At 55.5% G+C, this 18,289-nt stretch carries 14 protein-coding genes; 11 read left to right on the top strand and 3 right to left on the bottom strand.

Going from position 1 to position 18,289, the window contains the following annotated elements:
- Positions 1–144: 144 nt before the first annotated feature.
- The 7 genes from ALIPUT_RS13070 (at position 145) to ALIPUT_RS11805 (ending at position 10,198) form a co-directional block, all read left to right on the top strand.
- Positions 145–1,944, top strand: coding sequence for a fimbrillin family protein (locus ALIPUT_RS13070; RefSeq protein WP_004330243.1), 1,800 nt, complete (start codon positions 145–147; stop codon positions 1,942–1,944).
- A gap of 20 nt (positions 1,945–1,964) precedes the next feature.
- On the top strand, positions 1,965–2,747 hold the full coding sequence (locus ALIPUT_RS11780) for a DUF4493 domain-containing protein (protein WP_004330244.1): 783 nt from the start codon (positions 1,965–1,967) through the stop codon (positions 2,745–2,747).
- 31 nt (positions 2,748–2,778) lie between these two features.
- The gene (locus ALIPUT_RS11785; protein WP_004330245.1) at positions 2,779–4,575 is read left to right on the top strand and encodes a DUF4493 domain-containing protein; all 1,797 of its coding nucleotides are present in this window, start codon (positions 2,779–2,781) and stop codon (positions 4,573–4,575) included.
- Positions 4,576–4,587: 12 nt separating this feature from the next.
- The gene (locus tag ALIPUT_RS11790) at positions 4,588–6,678 is read left to right on the top strand and encodes a DUF4493 domain-containing protein (protein WP_004330246.1); all 2,091 of its coding nucleotides are present in this window, start codon (positions 4,588–4,590) and stop codon (positions 6,676–6,678) included.
- Positions 6,679–6,881: 203 nt separating this feature from the next.
- Positions 6,882–7,580 (top strand): hypothetical protein, encoded by a 699-nt coding sequence (locus tag ALIPUT_RS11795; RefSeq protein ID WP_004330247.1) that lies wholly within the window; start codon positions 6,882–6,884, stop codon positions 7,578–7,580.
- Between the two features lie 12 nt (positions 7,581–7,592).
- A complete protein-coding gene (locus tag ALIPUT_RS11800; protein WP_004330248.1) occupies positions 7,593–8,555 on the top strand; it encodes a hypothetical protein in 963 nt (320 codons plus the stop codon).
- A complete protein-coding gene (locus ALIPUT_RS11805; protein ID WP_004330249.1) occupies positions 8,552–10,198 on the top strand; it encodes a PCMD domain-containing protein in 1,647 nt (548 codons plus the stop codon). Before ALIPUT_RS11800 ends, ALIPUT_RS11805 begins: the two co-directional genes overlap by 4 nt.
- A gap of 148 nt (positions 10,199–10,346) precedes the next feature.
- Here ALIPUT_RS11805 and ALIPUT_RS11810 read toward each other — a convergent pair whose 3' ends face one another.
- From ALIPUT_RS11810 to ALIPUT_RS11820, 3 genes are all read right to left on the bottom strand, one after another.
- Positions 10,347–11,021 carry a transglycosylase SLT domain-containing protein gene (locus ALIPUT_RS11810; RefSeq protein WP_004330250.1) on the bottom strand — a complete coding sequence of 225 codons (675 nt, stop codon included), beginning with the start codon at positions 11,019–11,021 and terminating at the stop codon, positions 10,347–10,349.
- Positions 11,022–11,063: 42 nt separating this feature from the next.
- Entirely contained in the window at positions 11,064–13,190 is a 2,127-nt protein-coding gene (locus ALIPUT_RS11815) for a putative porin (protein ID WP_302758569.1), read from the bottom strand.
- A 77-nt stretch (positions 13,191–13,267) separates the two neighbouring features.
- Positions 13,268–13,996 (bottom strand): CDP-alcohol phosphatidyltransferase family protein, encoded by a 729-nt coding sequence (locus ALIPUT_RS11820; RefSeq protein ID WP_004330252.1) that lies wholly within the window; start codon positions 13,994–13,996, stop codon positions 13,268–13,270.
- 203 nt (positions 13,997–14,199) lie between these two features.
- Between ALIPUT_RS11820 and ALIPUT_RS11825 the strand changes: the two genes are divergently transcribed.
- The 4 genes from ALIPUT_RS11825 (at position 14,200) to ALIPUT_RS11840 (ending at position 18,222) form a co-directional block, all read left to right on the top strand.
- Positions 14,200–14,940: a (Fe-S)-binding protein gene (locus ALIPUT_RS11825; protein ID WP_004330254.1), complete on the top strand. Its 741-nt coding sequence runs from the start codon at positions 14,200–14,202 to the stop codon at positions 14,938–14,940.
- Positions 14,937–16,325: a lactate utilization protein B gene (locus ALIPUT_RS11830; RefSeq protein ID WP_004330255.1), complete on the top strand. Its 1,389-nt coding sequence runs from the start codon at positions 14,937–14,939 to the stop codon at positions 16,323–16,325. Before ALIPUT_RS11825 ends, ALIPUT_RS11830 begins: the two co-directional genes overlap by 4 nt.
- Positions 16,322–16,894 (top strand): LutC/YkgG family protein, encoded by a 573-nt coding sequence (locus ALIPUT_RS11835; RefSeq protein WP_004330256.1) that lies wholly within the window; start codon positions 16,322–16,324, stop codon positions 16,892–16,894. The genes ALIPUT_RS11830 and ALIPUT_RS11835 overlap by 4 nt, the downstream gene beginning before the upstream one ends.
- A 251-nt stretch (positions 16,895–17,145) precedes the next feature.
- On the top strand, positions 17,146–18,222 hold the full coding sequence (locus tag ALIPUT_RS11840) for a mannose-1-phosphate guanylyltransferase (RefSeq protein ID WP_004330258.1): 1,077 nt from the start codon (positions 17,146–17,148) through the stop codon (positions 18,220–18,222).
- Positions 18,223–18,289 lie beyond the last annotated feature (67 nt).

Consider the following 18,289-nt stretch of genomic DNA (forward strand, 5'->3'; position numbering starts at 1 on the left):
AATTCCACGCTGTTATCTCAAACAAAACGCCCGTAAAACCGGGGATTCGTGATGAACTTTACCCGTTTCGTTGAATTTATTTCCATTATAGAAAAAACCCGTCTATTTTTGTGAAAATTGTGAATATCATTCACTAACTGTCTTATGGCGAAAAAACATCGGATCCTTCTCCCTGTACTGGCGCTGCTTCTGATCGGCGCCTGCTCCCGCAACGAGGAAATCGAGCAGCCGACTTCTCCGTCCGGCGGAGTCGAAGTCGCCATTTTGTGCGACAACACGAAAGAACCGCAGGTTTACAGTCTGCCCGACGGTACCCGAACCTGGATCGACGACAACGACTGGGCTTCGACCCGCTGGGACAAAAATGACAAGATCGCCCTTTGGGCGACCGCCGACGGCAGCAACTATACGCTCAACGCCCAGCATTTCTCGCTGGCCTACTTCACCCCCAGCTATTCGACCGCCGTTTTCAGCTCGACGGTCGCCGATATGCCGGCAGGAACCTATACCTACACGGCCGTCAGCCCGGTGCCCGAAAGCGTCAGCGGCACGCAGGTATCTTACCGGATCCCGGCAGAACAGACGGGCCGTTACGAAGGGAAATGGGATATTCTGGCCGCCGATCCGCTGACCGCCGACGCGCTTCCCCTGTTCGAACAGTCCGACCAAATGCTCGAAACTCCACCGTCGCACGCGCTGCGCTTCCGTCACAAATGCCACGCACTGCGAATCGAAGTCCCTGCAGGCCGCAACATCTGGGGCGAACCGATCACACGTCTGGTCATCGATTTCCCGACAGAAGTCGTCGGAACCGTTTCGTTCGACGCTGCCGATCCGTCGGCCCCAATGTCCCTGACCGAAGGCTCGAAGAGCATCACGCTCGATCTGAATACCCCGCTGACGGACGAAGCCGAAAACTATGCCTGGGCCTTCATCAACCCCACGACGGTAAGCGGCGACATCTCTTTTACGGCCTATACAGCAAACGGATACCGTTCCCACACGCTCTCCGTCCCGATCGACCGCGAAATGGCGGCGGGACACATCACCCCCATTACCTTGACGATCCCGACCGAGTTGCCGGTAAGCTATGTCGATTTTTCGGTCACGGGCGACTCCTCGAATCTGGGTGAAGAGCCTTACAACCTGATCGTCAAAGCTCCCGAAGGAATGACTTTCCGCGACGGGACGACCGAGCAGACCTTCCCCATCGACGAATCCAACAAATACACGGTGGCTTTCTACGGCGACCTTTACGGCGATCTGCTGGCTCAACAACCGTTGCAGGTCAGCTTCGAAACCGAAAATGCCCTCGTGCCGCAAAATGTAAGCGTCGCTTCGTTCACTCCCGGCGAACATCTGCCGATCGCACTCAAAATCCCGTACCTTCTTTCGGAAGATTTCGACGATAAAACCGATTTCGAATACAAAACAGAAGCTACGACATCCAATCCGGACGGTATCTCTCTGTCGCAGTACGGCTTTGACGAGGGTTGGACGGGAACCCGTCTTCAGGTTTCGCAAAAGGCGATGCGTATTTCCGTCCGACACGAAACCATAGCCCAGTATCCGGGACGGCTCGACACTCCGCCGCTCGCCTATATCAAACCCGGAAAAACCGTAAAGCTGAAAGTGACCTTCAATGCCAACAAGGACAACGACTATCTCTATTGCAGTTTCGGAACCCTCACGGATACGGCACCTAAAAAAGGTAACGACGGCCTCGAAAACACGCTGAAAGAACAGATCGACAACCTCAATACACTGAGCGGCGTATCGTTCGGAAATATTCAGGGAGTATGCACCTGCGAAGTTCCCGCAGCAACGAATGCAACGCGCCTGTCGTGGCTGACTCAGAGAACATACAACCTCACCGGCAACGGATGGGTATCGAGAACTTGGTATATGTACCTCGACAACATCCGCGTAACCATCGTAAAATAAACCTCCAAATCAATAACCCTATGAAAAAATACCTGTTGATTCTAACGACCCTTGCACTGTTGGGGGGGGGCTGCTCGAAAGAGGAAATCCCCGAAACGACAGACGGGGAGGGCTCGGTCGAATTCCGGACCACGACCTGCTCCGAGGTCGATTCGCAGACGACCCGGGCGCAAACGTCCCTGCCGGACAACTGCAAGCCGTCCGGCAACAGCTTCAAGCTGGTCGTAAAAGGCAAAGAAGGCACCGCGACAGCGGAATACCTCGCCGAATACACCACGCTCAGCGAATATACGGCCCCCTTCATGCCCAGCGGCGACTATACGGCGACGATCAGCTACGGCGATCCGCAGCAGGAGGGCAGCACGGCTTTCTGCTACCAGGGAGCGCTCGACTTTACAATACTCGCCCGCAAGACGATTCAAAAGACCATTACCGCCTCGCTCACGAACTCGGTAATCAGCCTCGAATGCGGCGAGTGGTTCAAGAAATACTATTCCGAAGCGCAATTCACCGTCCAGACCGAAGCGGGCAACAATTTCAGTTTCACCCACTCCTCGTCGCCCGATACTCCGATCTTCGTCAAGCCGGGAAGCAAACTTCTGCTCAAAGGTACGGCGGTGAAGGCGCAGAACGGCGTGAAAGTGGAATTCCCGCAGCAGCAGATCGGTGTCACGACGGCCCGCACCTGGCACAAAATCCGGATCGACGCTTCGCAGGCGGGACAGGGCAGCATCAGCATCCGACTGGACGATACGCTGACCGAAGTACCCCCGCAGGAAATCGAACTCAACCCCGAAGCATAACCCCGTATAAAATAAGCTAAAAACAGATCCTATGAAGACTTTTACCAAATATTTGCTCTTGCCGCTCTGCTGTCTTTTCATGGCGGCGGGATGCGGAAAAGACGATCTCCCGACGGGCGAACAACCGGAAGGACCCGGTTCGGAAACGGGTATCCTGAGCTTTGAGAACTGGGACCTGACCGTAGCGGACGACATGGAAATTTTGCCGACGGACAACGCTCCCGGCACCTCTTCGACGCGCAGCACGGTGGACGCACCGGACGATTATATCGTAAAGATTTACAATTCGAAAAAAGAACAGGTCGGCAGCTACACCTATGCTGAAATAAAGACCACGGGCAATATCGAATTACCGCAGGACAGCTATACCGTCACGGCGGAATCGCCCAATTACGCCAGCACACCCGACGTGGCGTGGGAAACGCCCGTCTATTACGGCGAAATTTCGGTCAACGTAATCAAAAAGCTCACGACCACGGTCAATAACCTGGTCTGCAAATTGGGAAATATCAAGGCGACGGTCGGACTTTCCGCCGATTTGGACAGCCTGTTCAAGCCGGACGACGAAACAGACAAACTCACCGTCACCCTTTCGATCCAGGACAATTCCCTGGTTTACGGACGCCCCGAAGCCACGGGCGAAACGCTCAAACCCGGTTTCTTCCGCGCAGTCGATACGGACAACACCCTGAAAATCGTCCTTTCCGGCCAATACAACAAAGCCGGCGAGGGAGAGCCAGCCTCCTACGTGCCGGTCAATTGGAGCCAGGAGATACAGAACGTCAAAGCCGGACAATGGCGCAAGATCAACATCAAGATCCTGCATGCCAGCGACGGCAACGTCCAATTCCAGGTTACGGTCGAAACATGGGTTTACGACGAGAAAATCGACGTGGATGTCATGTCTTCGTTCTATTCTTACGGCGAAGAGGAGATTCCCGACGAAGAAATTTCGGACGAGAACTCTCCGGCAGTAACCCTCGAAAACGGGGATATCGCCCAGCCCTACCCCATCACGACCAGCATGTTCGACTTCGACGTTCAGAGCTGCTCCCCGATGATTACGGCCGTCGTAACTCCTTACCAGGGTTCGACCGTTGCCTCGCTGGAGGTTGTCTTCGATTCGGACAACGCCCAGTTCCTGGAAGCTCTCGCAACGGCCGGCTACAGCAACAACACGGTAGCCCTCTGGCCGGGCGAAAATCCGGCCGGCGACTACTGCGTAGTCAAGCAAAGCGGCTCCGATCTGCTCGTCAAGGTCAATTACAACGGTATGAAAGGATTGTACGACCACACGGGCACCCATACCGCGAAGTTCATCGCCATCGACTCCGAAGGCCGTCGCTCCTACACGACAATGACCATCAAGGTCACCCACGACAGCGGCACCGCAGAGGGACCGAACATCTTCTGGAGCACCAATCCGGAAGGTACGGATATTGTCGATATCGACTCCCGCCACACGCTCACGGAGGAGGGTATGAACGTCTTCATCAACCTCGCCTCCGAGAGCGGAATAACCGGCCTGACGGTCGATATCATCAGCGATGCCCTCACCGCCGAAGTCCTCGAAAGCCTCGGTATCGGCTTGGAAGCGCATATGGATCTGGTCAATCCGGCTTCCGACAAAATGGACGAAGGACTCCACTCGTTAGGGTTTAAGACCAAAGACGAAATCGTCGGACAGAAAACCCTGCAATTCGACATTTCTCAGTTTATGACGATGCTCTATGCCGTAGCTCCGGGCAACACGGACTTCAAATTGACCGCAACGGATGCTTCGGGACAGAACATCAAGTCCATCATGCTCTATGTTCCCCAACAGTAAACCGAAACAGTGATGAAAAAGATTCTTAAATATATTTCGCTGCTTGCAGGCGTGGCCTTCCTGACCGCAGCCTGCTCGCAGAGCGACATCGACGGCAACGCCTCGGAAGAGATGGGAACCCTGCGCCTGAGCGTCAATATCGGCGGCTCGCGTGCCGACGCATACAACGCTCTGGATCGGAGTATCATGCGCGTCTATAAGATCGAAAACGGAGAAGAGAAGCTGATCCGCAAATACCAGCCGGCTACGGAAGCTCCGGGTGATTTCTACCTGGTGGCAGGGTCCTACCGTATCAAAGTGGAAGCAGGGGACCAGAGCCAGGCGACCTTCACCAACAAGAGTTATTACGGCGAATTGGACGTCGATATCGAACCCCAACAGACCGTCCTCAAAGAGGTAGTCTGCCCAACCACCAACATCGGCGTCAAAGTCGTCTTCGATCAGACGATTCTGGACAAAATGGATCCGGGATTCAAGGCTTACGTCAGCGCCATCGACACCTTCTCCAAAACGGAAGCTGAAAACGGCTCGGTACCGACGCTCAAATACACCGAGAACGCAACGGGTTATTACCTGCTGCCCGAAGATGTTCACAACCTGAGTTGGGGCTTTTACAGCTCGAGCACGGAGTTGGGTAGCGTTTCTAAAACCGGAGTCATTCCGACACCCGAAAGCGGCAATCTTTATACGCTGACATTCAAGTATTCGAAGACTCCGAACGGTTACCTGGGCATCACCGTACAGGTCGATCAGGACGGAGAGATCCACGAAGATCCCTTCATCTTCAGCCCGCAGCCGACGATCAAGGGCGACGGATTCGACATCAACTCGGTAATCGGATTCAACACGGACGACATTTCGTTCGCAGTATCCTCGGTACAGGCGCTTTCGGGCATCTCCATCAAGGCCAACGACGAAACGATCCAGGTGTTGAGCGACGGCGCGCTGCTTCCGGAAGCCGCAGCCAAAGGCATCAGCTACACCAAGACCGACGACAACAGCGGCAAACTCTCCCTCGGCGGAACCTTCTTCTCCACGTTCGCCGGCGGCATTCACGAAGTAGAATTTACGATGACCGACGTCGCACAAGCCGAAGGTACGGGCAAAGCCCGCATCGCAACACCCGGACTCACCGACCTGGCGGTGTACGACCTCTGGCTCAATACGGCCGATTTTCAGGTAATCGTCACCGATCCGGCGCTCACCAACGTCAAAGTACGTTACCGCGAACGCGAACGCCTGGCGGAGTCGCCTGCCTTCGGTGAGTGGAAGACCGTAACCGCCGTTGCGGGTGCCGACTATACCTATACGGCACAAGCCATCGACTTCGCCGCAGACCGCGATTACGAATACCAGTTGCTCATCAACGATGCGGAAACGGGCGAGATACACAATTTCTCGGCCGCAACGGGCATTCAGCTTCCCAATGCGGGATTCGAAACCTGGACGAACAGCAAAACCTGGTACCCCTGCTCGGCGGACGAAATCGGCTCGAACGGCATGGGTACAGGCTATACCGGATTCTGGGGTACGGGTAACCCCGGTGCCAATGCCGCCGGTATCGTGGTGACCGAACCCGCAGACGATCCCCGTCCGGGATCGACCGGGAGCAAGTCCGCCCTGCTCAAGACCCAGAGCGCTTTCGGCGTAATCGCTGCCGGCAACCTCTTCATCGGAGCCTTCGGCGGTGTTCACAACATCACCAAAGGCGATGTGTATATGGGTCGTCCGTTCACCTTCAACGCCCGTCCCAAAGCGATCACATTCTGGTACAAAGGGACGGTCGGGTCCGGCGACAAGGCCCGCTTCTTCGTCTGCATGGGCAAATGGAGCTCCTACCACAAGATCGACACGAACGACCAGAGCACCTTCTTCGATCCTTCCCAGGAAAGCCTGCCCGAAGGCCCCATCTACGGCCACGGGGACTGGCTCAACGATACCTCCCAAAGCGATTGGAAAAAGATCGTAATTCCCATCAAATACCGCAGTGATGAAAAGCCCAATTACCTGATGGTAACAGCCTCGGCGAGCTACTGCGGTGACTACATGGAAGGGAACAAGGAGAGCAGAATGTATATCGACGACATCGAATTTGTATATTGATTTTCATGCGAGGAACCGTCGCCATCCTGACACTGACACTGTCACTGTGTCTATGTTTTGCAAGCAATCAATCGCAGGCCGCTCCGGGACCTGCGATTGATTCGGCAATACCGCAACCCGATTCTTCGGAAACCGTGAACACGGGCTCCGAAAGCCCTCGGCCCGAACATCCGCTTCGGACCGATGCACAATCGCCTGCTCCGATGGAATCCGCCCCGGAGCGTAAGGCCGATCCTCGCGCAGAACGGGGCCTGACTTCCATGTCCAACCAGTTCGTCCCCCGGGGACAATGGATTTTCGGAGCCTCCGCCTCCTACTCTACCCACACGAACAAAGATTACACGTTTCTGGTAATCGAAGATATCAACTCAGACGGCTACACCTTCAAAGTCACCCCCCTGATCGCCTACGCGATCCGGGACAACATGGCTATCGGCGTCAAATTCATCTATTCCCGCTCATTGCTCCGCATAGATAGCGGCAGCATCAAACTGGGCAGCGACATCGACCTCGGTGTCGATTTCTACAACGCACTGCAACACAACTACTCCGGAGCTTTCATCTGGCGTCAGTACATCCCTCTGGGACAAAACAAGCGCTTCGCCCTGTTCAACGAAACCAGCCTGACATTGGGCGGCGGCCAGTCCCGGTTCGCTGCGGACTCCCCGATCCGGGGCACTTACGAAACCAATTTCTCCGCCTCGATCGGCATATCGCCCGGCCTGGTAGCCTTCGCCACCAACAACGTAGCTTTCGAAGTCAATGTCGGCGTAATGGGTCTTTCCTACACCCGGACACGCCAGGTACACAACCAGGTAACCGTCGGAAAGCGAACTTCGAGCCTGATGAATTTCAAAGTCAATATCCTGTCGATCGGGCTGGGTATATCTCTCTATCTATAACGCGGAAATACGATGAAACGACTGATTTTTACCATACTGATAGCCGTCGCAACGGTTTCCATGCTCCGAGCCCAGGAACCGACATCCCTGGAGGCAATTCCGTCTTCCCGCTTGCAGGACAGCCTCTACGCCACTCCGGTTCCGACGACCGTCCCTGTCATCGAGGAACTTCCGGCCCCGACGTTCTACGCCGATCTGAGCGACTCGTCCGCATCGATGCCGACCTCGGTTTCCCCGGTACGTCGGAAACAACGATTCCTGCCGATGAAACGGAGAATCGACCGTGAAATCAACAAAATCAAATTCGCCTATGCAGGTGAAATCGCCCTGGGCCTCACCGTATCTTACGGCACCCTCTCAAGCGACGACACGGACTACCTGCTGATCCTGGACAACCTGAATCTGAACGGCAGTATCTTCACCATCAACCCCTCTGTAGGCTACTTCTTCAAGGACAACATGTCGGCCGGCGTCCGTTTCGGATACACCAACATCAACGGAACGCTGGACACGGGCAATTTCAATCTGGGAGAGCAAAACGACGTCAATCTGGCCTTCAAAAACCTCCACCTGCAAAGCAGTGCACTGTCGGTCGGCCTCTATTTCCGCTCCTATGCGGGATTGGACAGCAAAGGACACTTCGGGCTTTTCGGTGAAGTAGATCTTTCGATGAAGACCGGTAATTCGGAGTTTACCTACGAAACCGAAGGCACCCTCAGAAGCACGTTCAGCGACGACCTGAAACTGTCGCTCGGGTTCAATCCGGGTCTGGCGGTTTACATCTTCCCGAACGTGTGCAGCACCGTTTCCTTCGGGCTGGGAGGTATCGAATACACCAAGATCAAGCAGAAAGATGCCAACGGCAACGAAATCGGCCAACGAACAGCTTCGAAAATGCGGTTCCGCCTCAACCTGCTCAATATCCGCATCGGCGTTACCGTTCATCTATGGAACAAGAAAGCCAACAAAGCATGATGAAACATTTCCGGCATATCCTTATCGGCACACTCCTGCTGCTGACCTCCTGCATCGAGAACTCAATTCCATATCCGGTCGTCACGCTGCAAATCCTCGGTGTCGAAGGCGAAGGCTTCACCTGTTCGCCCGAAGATATCAACACCCAGGAGCGGATCGTCACGCTCCATCTGGACGAACAAACCGACATATCCAACGTGAAGATAGACAAAATATCGGTCACTGAAAATGCCCGGTCTTCGAAACCCCTTTCGGGGACATTCGACCTGCGGACTCCGCTCTACCTCACCCTTTCGTTTTATCAGGATTACGAATGGACGATCGTAGCGGACCAGCAGATCGAACGTTATTTCGAAGTGGAATCGCAGATCGGCGCTGCGGAAATCGACGTCGATCAACTTACGGCGAAAGCATACGTTCCGGAAGGGACCGATTTGAGCGATCTCAAGGTCACGCGGCTGAAACTCGGTCCGGCAGACATCACCACGATGACACCTCCGATCGACGAGCTGACTTCGTTCGAATCGGTCCGCTACGTTTACGTCGCTTACCACGACTTCGAAGAGAAATGGTCGCTTTACGTCGAAGCTACCGATACCAAGGTACGCTTCACGCAGGTCGATGCCTGGAGCGGGGTCATCTGGGCCTATGCCGAAGGCAACAGCGCGGACGAACTGGGATTCCGTTATCGCAAGACCGGCGACGAGGCGTGGACCGAAGTCGATAAGGAGCAAATCAACATCTCGGGCGGTGCATTCGACACCTGTATCACGGGACTTACCCCGGAAACCCAATACGAAGTAGTCGCCTACTCCGGCAGCAACGAAACGGAAGTAGCAAGCGTCACGACCGAAGCAGCACCACAACTCCCGAACGGAGGTTTCGAAGAGTGGGAAACGATCGACAAAGTCGTCTATCCCTACCTGGCCGACGGCATTCACTTCTGGAATTCAGGCAACAAAGGCGCCAGCATCGGCAACGCTACTCCGACCGACAAGACGACGGACGTGCGTCCCGGCACATCGGGCATCTATGCCGCACAGCTTTCGTCGAAGCTCGCAGGTCTGGTCGGCGTTTACAAATTGGCCGCCGGCAATCTCTTTACAGGCATATTCTACGGAATCCGAAATCTCACGCACGGTATCGTCTGCTTCGGACAACCTTTCGAAGCCCGTCCGACGGCTCTGCACGGCTGGTTCAAATACAACCAGGGAATGCTGACCAACGTGGGCAGCACCCAGCCGCCGGGGATGAACCTCAAGGTCGGCGATCCCGACAACGGCATGATCTACATCGCCGTCGGCACCTGGACCCCGGAAGAGTACGGCATCTCGCAGGGAGAACAGTTCGGATCGGCCGAAAACCCGATTGCGATCGACACCCGCAACCCCAGTTCGTTCTTCGATCCGACGAGTCCGGCCGTAATCGGCTACGGACAACTGCCGCTCACCGCCAGCTACTCCGAATGGCAGGAGTTTACCATACCGCTGAAGTACGTGGCGACAGACCGCAAACCGACCCATATCGTCGTCGTCTGCTCGGCTTCCCGTTGGGGCGACTATTTCATCGGAAGCACCTCGAGCGTGCTCGTCGTCGATGACCTCGAACTGATTTACGACCGGCTGGACAAAACCGGTGAATAGGTATATTCGCCGTCAGACTATCCCTCCGATCGGATACGAACGACGAAAACCAAACGCTGAATCCGCAGCGCTTTCCAACAAAAAAGCAGGGAATCACTCCCTGCTTTTTTGTTCTGTTATCGGACTTACCCTCTCGGCGCCCTCCGGATCAGAGCTGCGCGATCCGGCAATACTTATTATAACGATTCATTACGTCCTGCACGAAAGCCCGCGTCTGACGGTAGCCGGTAAATTTGCCGCACTTCACGACCTCGTGCTGGTAATAGGCGGGATCGGACTTGAGTTCCAGGTAGCGGAGCACCACCTCCCAGGAATTGGGGTCTTCGCCGTTCACACGGGCCAGCCGCCGGGCATCATTGACATGACCGATTCCACCGTTGTAGCAGGCCAGGATCAGGCTCATTCGGTCTTTCTCGGAAATTCCCGCCGGCAGGTCGAGCGTCGAATCGATCCGATTCCACACTTTATTGGCCAGCAATACATTGGTTTCCGGATCGAGCAAGGCTTCTTCCGAGGCTACGTCGAACTGCCGGGCCACTGCAGGCATGATCTGCATCAGCCCCCTCGCTCCACGGCGGGAAACTATATCGGCTTTGAAACGCGACTCGTGATAGGCAATAGCACTCATCAGGCGCCAGTCGTTCCCCTCCCGCTCGCTGATATTCCGAATTACGTGATCGTAAGGAGAGATCACATACCGGGCTTCCATTTTCTCCTCCAGGGTAATCCCCGCTTCGGACGACGTCGAAAAATCGGCGTTGAATCCGTAAAAAGTGGTCTGTAATGTTAAAAATACGAAAATTAAACAGGTTTTCTTTAACATAAAACTTGCTTTTGCAGGCAGCTTCCTGTGCCGTACAGTACGCTAATCATAGAAACCCCACGAGATACCCATCTTAAACATGCCCGGATTGAGCGGGTACTTCGCAATCGCGAAATATTCGCCGTTTCCGAACAGGCCCCGGTTGATATGCTGATATTTCAGGAATATCCGCATTCTCTTCCACTTGCCCATCAGGAAAAGATCCATGTAGGGATAATTCCCCACCTCGATTTCCCGTTGATTGAAGAACTCCGAGAGCGCAGGGTTGTAGCCGGGCGCATAGTAGCGCGTATTGAAATGGCCATCGACTCCGAACTGCACCCGGAGCACGTTGCGCACCGCCCAAAATTCGTAGTAATACGAGAGGAAGGCGCTGACGAGCGGAACGGGTATGACTCTATGATTCGTACTCCACTGCAACAAAACCTTATGGTCCAAATGAAGTCCGGCGATCCGGAAATCTTTGCGGGCGTACACGCTCGTCACGCTGACGCTTCCGTTGTCCTGCGCTATCTGGCTGTCGGCACCGTAATAAATCTTATCGGTGACAATGCCTTGCCACACACCGACCTCAAACGCATAATCGGGGACACGGAAAGCAACTTCGAAACGAGTTTCATTCTCCTTGCGCAAAGGAGTCAACCACACGTAGTGGTTAGAGAATAGATTCTCCTGCCAGTAATCCGGCGAACGCGTTTCCATACGGAAACGCCCTTCGAGAATCAGGGGACGTTTGCGGATATATCCCGTCAGCGCCAGATTGGCGCCGAACGAAACGTCACCGCCGCGATATCCCGACGGGTAGAACTTGGCGTCAGCTCCCCAATCGACATATTTCTTGATCTTTCCTTCGACCGATCCATATACGAAGTAACTGCTTTTCCCCACCTTCTCGTACTTACCGTTCAGGTAGGAATCCAGCCTGAACTGCGAATAGGTGTGCAGGTCGAGTCCTACACCTCCGTTCACCGTACCGACCACACCGTTGCGATCCCAGGGCTGCGCCTGAATGAACACCCGGTTGGAAATCACCCGCTCATAGATCGAGTCGCGCGTCTGCGTGGGATTGATAAACCAGTTCTTGTAATATTCGAGATCGCGTGCCGGAACGAAATTACCTTTATCATCCCGTTCGTAACGGTCGTCGGTATAGGTTCCCCGAACATCCTTATAAACTTTGCTCCAGGAGTTGTACTCGAACGAATGACCGATGAATACGGCCGGCAGATTGGCGATCGAAAAGTCGCTTTCGGTAACCGGCAGCAACGGAATACCGTACGACTGTTCGACGAAAAACGCATTGTTGCGGTATATGTTGGTAGCCTGCGAGCTCGTCAGTCTCATCGGCACGCCCGACGGCATTTCGAAAGTCGTATCCCGGATCGCCCATTCACCCACCACGCCGCCGTTCTCACGTGTTTCTATGTGGTTGTTGATGAATCCGGCATGCACCGAATAACGCTTTCCCGTGTGCGAAACGGCAACCGAAAGGTTGTGGTTCTTGGTACGGGACCACTCGTAAAGGCCCTTGGTGCCGCGCGACCGATAATTGACGTTGAAGCCCGTAGTCGGCGAAATATTATGTCCCAACGTCAGGCTGAAATTCTCCTCCCGGAACTTCTTCTGTCCCGACTCAAGGTACATGAAGTGGAAATACGGCCGTTTGAGGTTGTAGAAGGGGACGTTTTCCATGCGATAGGTATAGACATCGAAACCTTCGGCAAAAGAGAAGTCGCGGTATTGAGGCCGTTCGAAGTAGTTGTACGGTAACGAAGCCTGTCCCAACGCACCCACGGCGGCATGGCCGACGCCTTCCTTATAAAACGGGTAGTCGATGCGGAAAGTGGCGAGCGTGGTATCGAGCGGATTGATATGCACCTGGTTGTAGTCCCGCGAGATCGTCCACGAAAAGTTGGGCAGCGCACGGATCGAATCGTTGAAAAAATAGGATTCGAGGGGCTTTCGAAGCCGTTTTTTCTTGGTCGAATCGGTCGGCATGGCGGGTTGTTCCTCGCCGTTCTGCGTCTGGAACGGGTTGCTGCCGAGCATATTGTTCGGATTATTCGGGTCGTTCGGATTCTGATTGTTCTGGTTTCGCAGGATCGCGCTGGCGTCGAATTGAGCGGATGCCTCCAACGTCGGAAAGGCCAGCAGCCCTCCCCACAGCAAAATCCACAGAATTTTTTTCAACACCTTCGGAAACATCGGAATACGTACGCGCAAATCGCGGCAAAGATAGTAAAAAATCAGGCTTTCGGTGCTTTATCGGGATTTCCCGAGCGCATGCAGAGCCAGCGAACCGCCGACACGACGATATATAGAACGATAATTACCGGGATAGCGTATGTACGAAGTATAATTATCAACACGATACTCGCCAGCAGAAAGAGGTACCTCACCTCGTTTCCACGCCAGCCGAAGCCGTGGAACTTGAGAGCGAACATACGGATCGGAGAAACGAGGAGCAGGGAGGTCAGTACGGCGATCAGCAACACCCCGTCCGAAGAAAGAGCGACCGCCCCTTGCTGCCACAACATGCCGAGCGAAGCGCAGAGAAGCGATCCGGCAGGCGTCGGAAGTCCGCAGAATTCGACCGTCTGCGTTTCGTCGATGTTGAACTTGGCCAGACGCAGCGCGGAAAACGCCGTCAGGACGAACACGCCATACCCCAGCTCCCAGGCCGCCGGCAGACAGCAAGGTTCGGTTTGCAGGCAAACCTGCCAGAGCACTGCGGCAGGAGCCAGTCCCGAGGTAATGACATCCGCCAACGAATCGAGCTGCACCCCGATCGCCGAAGACGAATGCAACAGACGGGCCACGAAACCATCGAAAAAATCGAACACGATTCCTGCGACTATCAGCCAGAAAGCAAGTGTCAAATCATTGTACATCAGTGCTGCCACGACGGCAAACGACCCGCAGAGCAGATTCATGAGGGTCAATAAATTCGGTATCGTGAAAAGTCGTATCCGCATTTGTAAAAGAATTAGTCCACCTATTAGTAGGCAAATATAGGAAAAATCTATCGGTTACACGCACACGACCGTCGTAAAATGCACATCGAAAAAATTGCCGAAAGCTATTTTCACCCTCAACATCCATATTTTTCAGAAAAAAGTTAACTTTGGAATCCTGTTTGTTGCTTTTTCGGCAAACAGCTTCTAAACACACACGACCGATGAAAGTTGGACTTTTCATTCCCTGTTACATCAACGCGCTCTATCCCGAGGTGGGCGAAGCCTCTTACAAGCTACTCACACAGTTGGGTGTAGAGGTGGATTATCCCCTCGATCAGACCTGTTGCGGCCAGCCGATGGCCAACGCAGGCTACGAGCGCGACGCCAAGGCCCTGGCCGAGCGGATGGAAGCGCTGTTCGCCAAATACGACTACGTGGTGGGGCCTTCGGCCAGTTGCGTGGTCTTCGTCAAGGAGGGATACCCCCGCCTGCTGAACGACTACCGCGAACATGCCTGCATCGATTCCCGCATCTGGGAGATCTGCGAATTCGTACACGACGTCGTAAAACCGACCTCGCTCCCGGCCCGTTTTCCGCACAAAGTGAGCATCCACAACTCCTGCCACGGATTACGCAAGCTCGGGCTCGGTTCGCCGAGCGAGCTGAACCTGCCCTATCATTCGAAACTGCGCGACCTGCTCACGATGGTCGAAGGCATCGAAATCGCCGAACCCTCGCGCATCGACGAGTGCTGCGGCTTCGGCGGTATGTTTTCCGTCGAGGAGAACGCTGTTTCGACCTGCATGGGACGCGACAAAGTACGCGACCACCTCTCCACGGGCGCCGAATACATCACCGGCGCCGACAGTTCGTGCCTGATGCACATGCAGGGCATCATCGACCACGACAAACTCCCGATCCGCACCCTGCACATCGTACAAATCCTCACCTCGACACTATGAGCAGCCACTCCAAAGCCGCAGCGAAATTCATCGCCGACGCACCGCGCACCGCCTGGCACGACAAAGCCCTGTTCGCCGTACGCACCAAGCGCGACAAGATGATGCACGAAGTTCCCGAATGGGAGGCGTTGCGGGAAGCTTCGTCACAGATCAAACGCCACACGCTGAGCCACCTGGCCCATTACCTCGAAGAGTTCGAACGCAACGCCACCGCCAACGGCATCGTCGTCCACTGGGCTGCGGATGCCGACGAGATGAACCGCACGGTCTGGGAGCTCATATCGGCTCACGGCGGCAAGAACCTCATCAAGAGCAAGTCGATGCTGTCGGAGGAGTGCGGACTGACGCCCTATCTGCTCCAGCGCGGCGTCGATGCCGTCGAAAGCGACCTGGGGGAGCGCATCATGCAGTTGCTGCACGAGCCGCCCAGCCACATCGTGCTGCCCGCGATCGCCGTCCGCCGTGAAGAGGTCGGCGCCCTCTTCGAAAAAGTGTGGCATACCGAACCCGGCAACAGCGACCCGACCTACCTCACGCACCAGGCCCGGATTCACCTGCGCTCCAAATTCCTCGGTGCCGACATCGCCATGACTGGCGTCAATTTCGCCGTGGCGGAAGCCGGGGCGTTCGCCGTCTGCACCAACGAGGGCAACGCCGACCTCGGCACTTCGTTCCCCGACCTGCACATCGCCATCATGGGGCTCGAAAAGGTGATCCCCGACTACCGGGCGCTCGCCGTCTTCACCCGCCTGCTGGCCCGCTCGGCCACCGGACAGCCCGTAACGGCCTACACCTCGCTCTACCGACGTCCCGCACCGGGCAAACAGATCCACGTCATCATCGTCGATAACGGCCGTACGGAGTCCCTGGCCAACGCCGCGCACCGCAACATGCTCAAATGCCTGCGCTGCGGCGCCTGCATGAACACCTGTCCCGTTTACCGGCGATCGGGCGGTTACTCCTACTCGTATTTCATCCCGGGACCGCTGGGTATCAACCTGGGTATGCTCCGTTCGCCCGAACGGTACGGCGGCAATGTTTCGGGCTGCTCGCTCTGTTACTCCTGCTCGGACGTATGCCCGGCCAAGATCGACCTCGGAGAACAGATCTACGCGTGGCGGCAGGAGATGGGCGAAAAGAACCTGATCGACTGGCACAAAAAGTTCATGGTCAAAGGTATGGACTTCGCCATGGGCGGTCCGGGCCGTTTTTACGCGGCTGTCGGAGCGGCCCGCATCGCGGAATACCTGCCCCGCTTCGTACTCAACAACAAGTTGAACCCCTGGTATGCTTACGGGCGCGACATACCCCACTTCGCCCGAAGCACCTTCAACGCCCGGTGGAAAGCGGGCAAAGTCAAATCCGAAAAACCGACCGAACGATGAACAGCAAAGAAATAATACTGAACCGCATCGCCGGAGCCGCCATGCCTCCGGTCGATTACCCCGCTTTCGACTTCACTCCGCTGCGGTTCGAAGATCGCACGGCCGCCTTCGCCGAAGCCGTGAAAGCGGCCGGCGGGCAGGTCGTCGCGGCAGACGGGAACCCCCTTACAGAGTTGATCCGCCGATACTATCCCGACGCCAAAACCATCGCCTCCGTCCTGCCCGAAGCACACGCCACTATCAACCCCGACACGGTGGACGACGCCCGGAAGCTGATCGATATCGACCTGGGCGTAATCGACGGTTGTTTCGGCGTGGCGGAAAACGGCGCGGTATGGATCCGGCAGGACATCCGCCACAAAGCCCTCTATTTCGGTGCCACGGCCCTGATGATCCTCATCCCGCGCGATGCGCTGGTCGATACGATGCACGAGGCTCTCGCCCGACCGGAATTGGACGACTTCGAATACGGATGCTTCATGTCCGGACCGTCGAAAACCGCAGATATCGAACAGGCCCTGGTCTTCGGGGCGCACGGTCCGATGTCGGTCACCGTCGTACTGCGGTAAACCGCATCTCTCGACTCCACATCCACTATCCGGCACTTTTTCCCAAGTGCCGGATAGTTCGTTGTACGATTCGTCCGTATCATCCGTAAAATTTCCCTGGCCGACAAATATCCGCATTTCAAAAACATACCGAACAATATTTAATTTTCATCCGAGAATAATTTTAGCTATCTTTGTCTAATGGATCGATCCGGCGATGCCGGCCGTAAATTCCGAAATCATTCAAAAACAAACCGCAGCAACAACTCATCATGGACAAACATACCTATTGCGTCATCATGGCCGGCGGCATCGGCAGCCGCTTCTGGCCCAAAAGCCGCCAATCCAAGCCCAAGCAATTCCTCGACATCCTCGGCACCGGCAAGTCGTTTATACGCATGACGTACGAGCGTTTCGAAAAACTGGCTCCGGCTGAAAATTTCCTGGTCGTGACCAACGCCCGCTACAAAGACCTCGTGCTGGAACAAATCCCGGAACTCGGGCCGGAACAGGTACTCTGCGAACCCGTCGGACGCAACACGGCTCCCTGCATCTGTTATGCAGCCTACGGACTGCAGAAGCGCGATCCGGGAGCGAAGATGATCGTCACCCCGGCGGATCACCTGATCCTCAACGAGGAGGATTTCCGCGCCATCATCGGCGAATGCCTCGACTTCATCGACGACCGGGCGGCTCTGATGACCGTCGGCATCAAGCCCACCCGTCCGGAAACGGGCTACGGCTATATCCAGGTATCAGACGACCGGACCATCAGCAAGGTCAAGTGTTTCACCGAAAAACCCAACCTGGAGCTGGCGCAGACGTTCCTGCAATGCGGCGAATTTCTCTGGAACTCCGGCATCTTCGTCTGGAAAGTCGGCGACATCATCGAAGCGGTGCGCACCTACCTGCCCGAGCACCACGCCCTCTTCTCGGACATCCAGCCGGTATTGGGCACTTCAGAAGAAGCGGAAGCCATCGCCCGAGTATTCTCCGAATGCCGCTCCATCTCGATCGACTACGGCGTGATGGAGAAGGCGAACAACGTCTATGTACGCCGCGGAGAGTTCGGCTGGAGCGACGTGGGGACCTGGGGCTCGCTCTACCAGCACGCCCGCAAGGACCGTTACGCCAACGCCAAACCCGAGAAGGGATGTTATACGGACGAAAATACCCGCAGTTGCATCGTCTCCCTCCCGGAAGGCAAAGTAGCCGTCATCAACGGCCTGAAGGAGTACATCGTGGTGGATACGGAGGACGTGCTGCTGATCTGTCCGCGCAGCGAGGAACAGAACATCAAGAAGTTCATCGACGAAGTGAAATACAACGAAGGCGACAAACATATTTAAGGGCCACAACATTTCCGCTCCGACGCGGGATTCCGGAGCCGCCGGGATTTCCGAAAAGGTAAATGCC

The sequence above is a fragment of the Alistipes putredinis DSM 17216 genome (genome assembly GCF_000154465.1).
In the GTDB taxonomy this organism is placed as follows: Bacteria; Bacteroidota; Bacteroidia; order Bacteroidales; family Rikenellaceae; genus Alistipes; species Alistipes putredinis.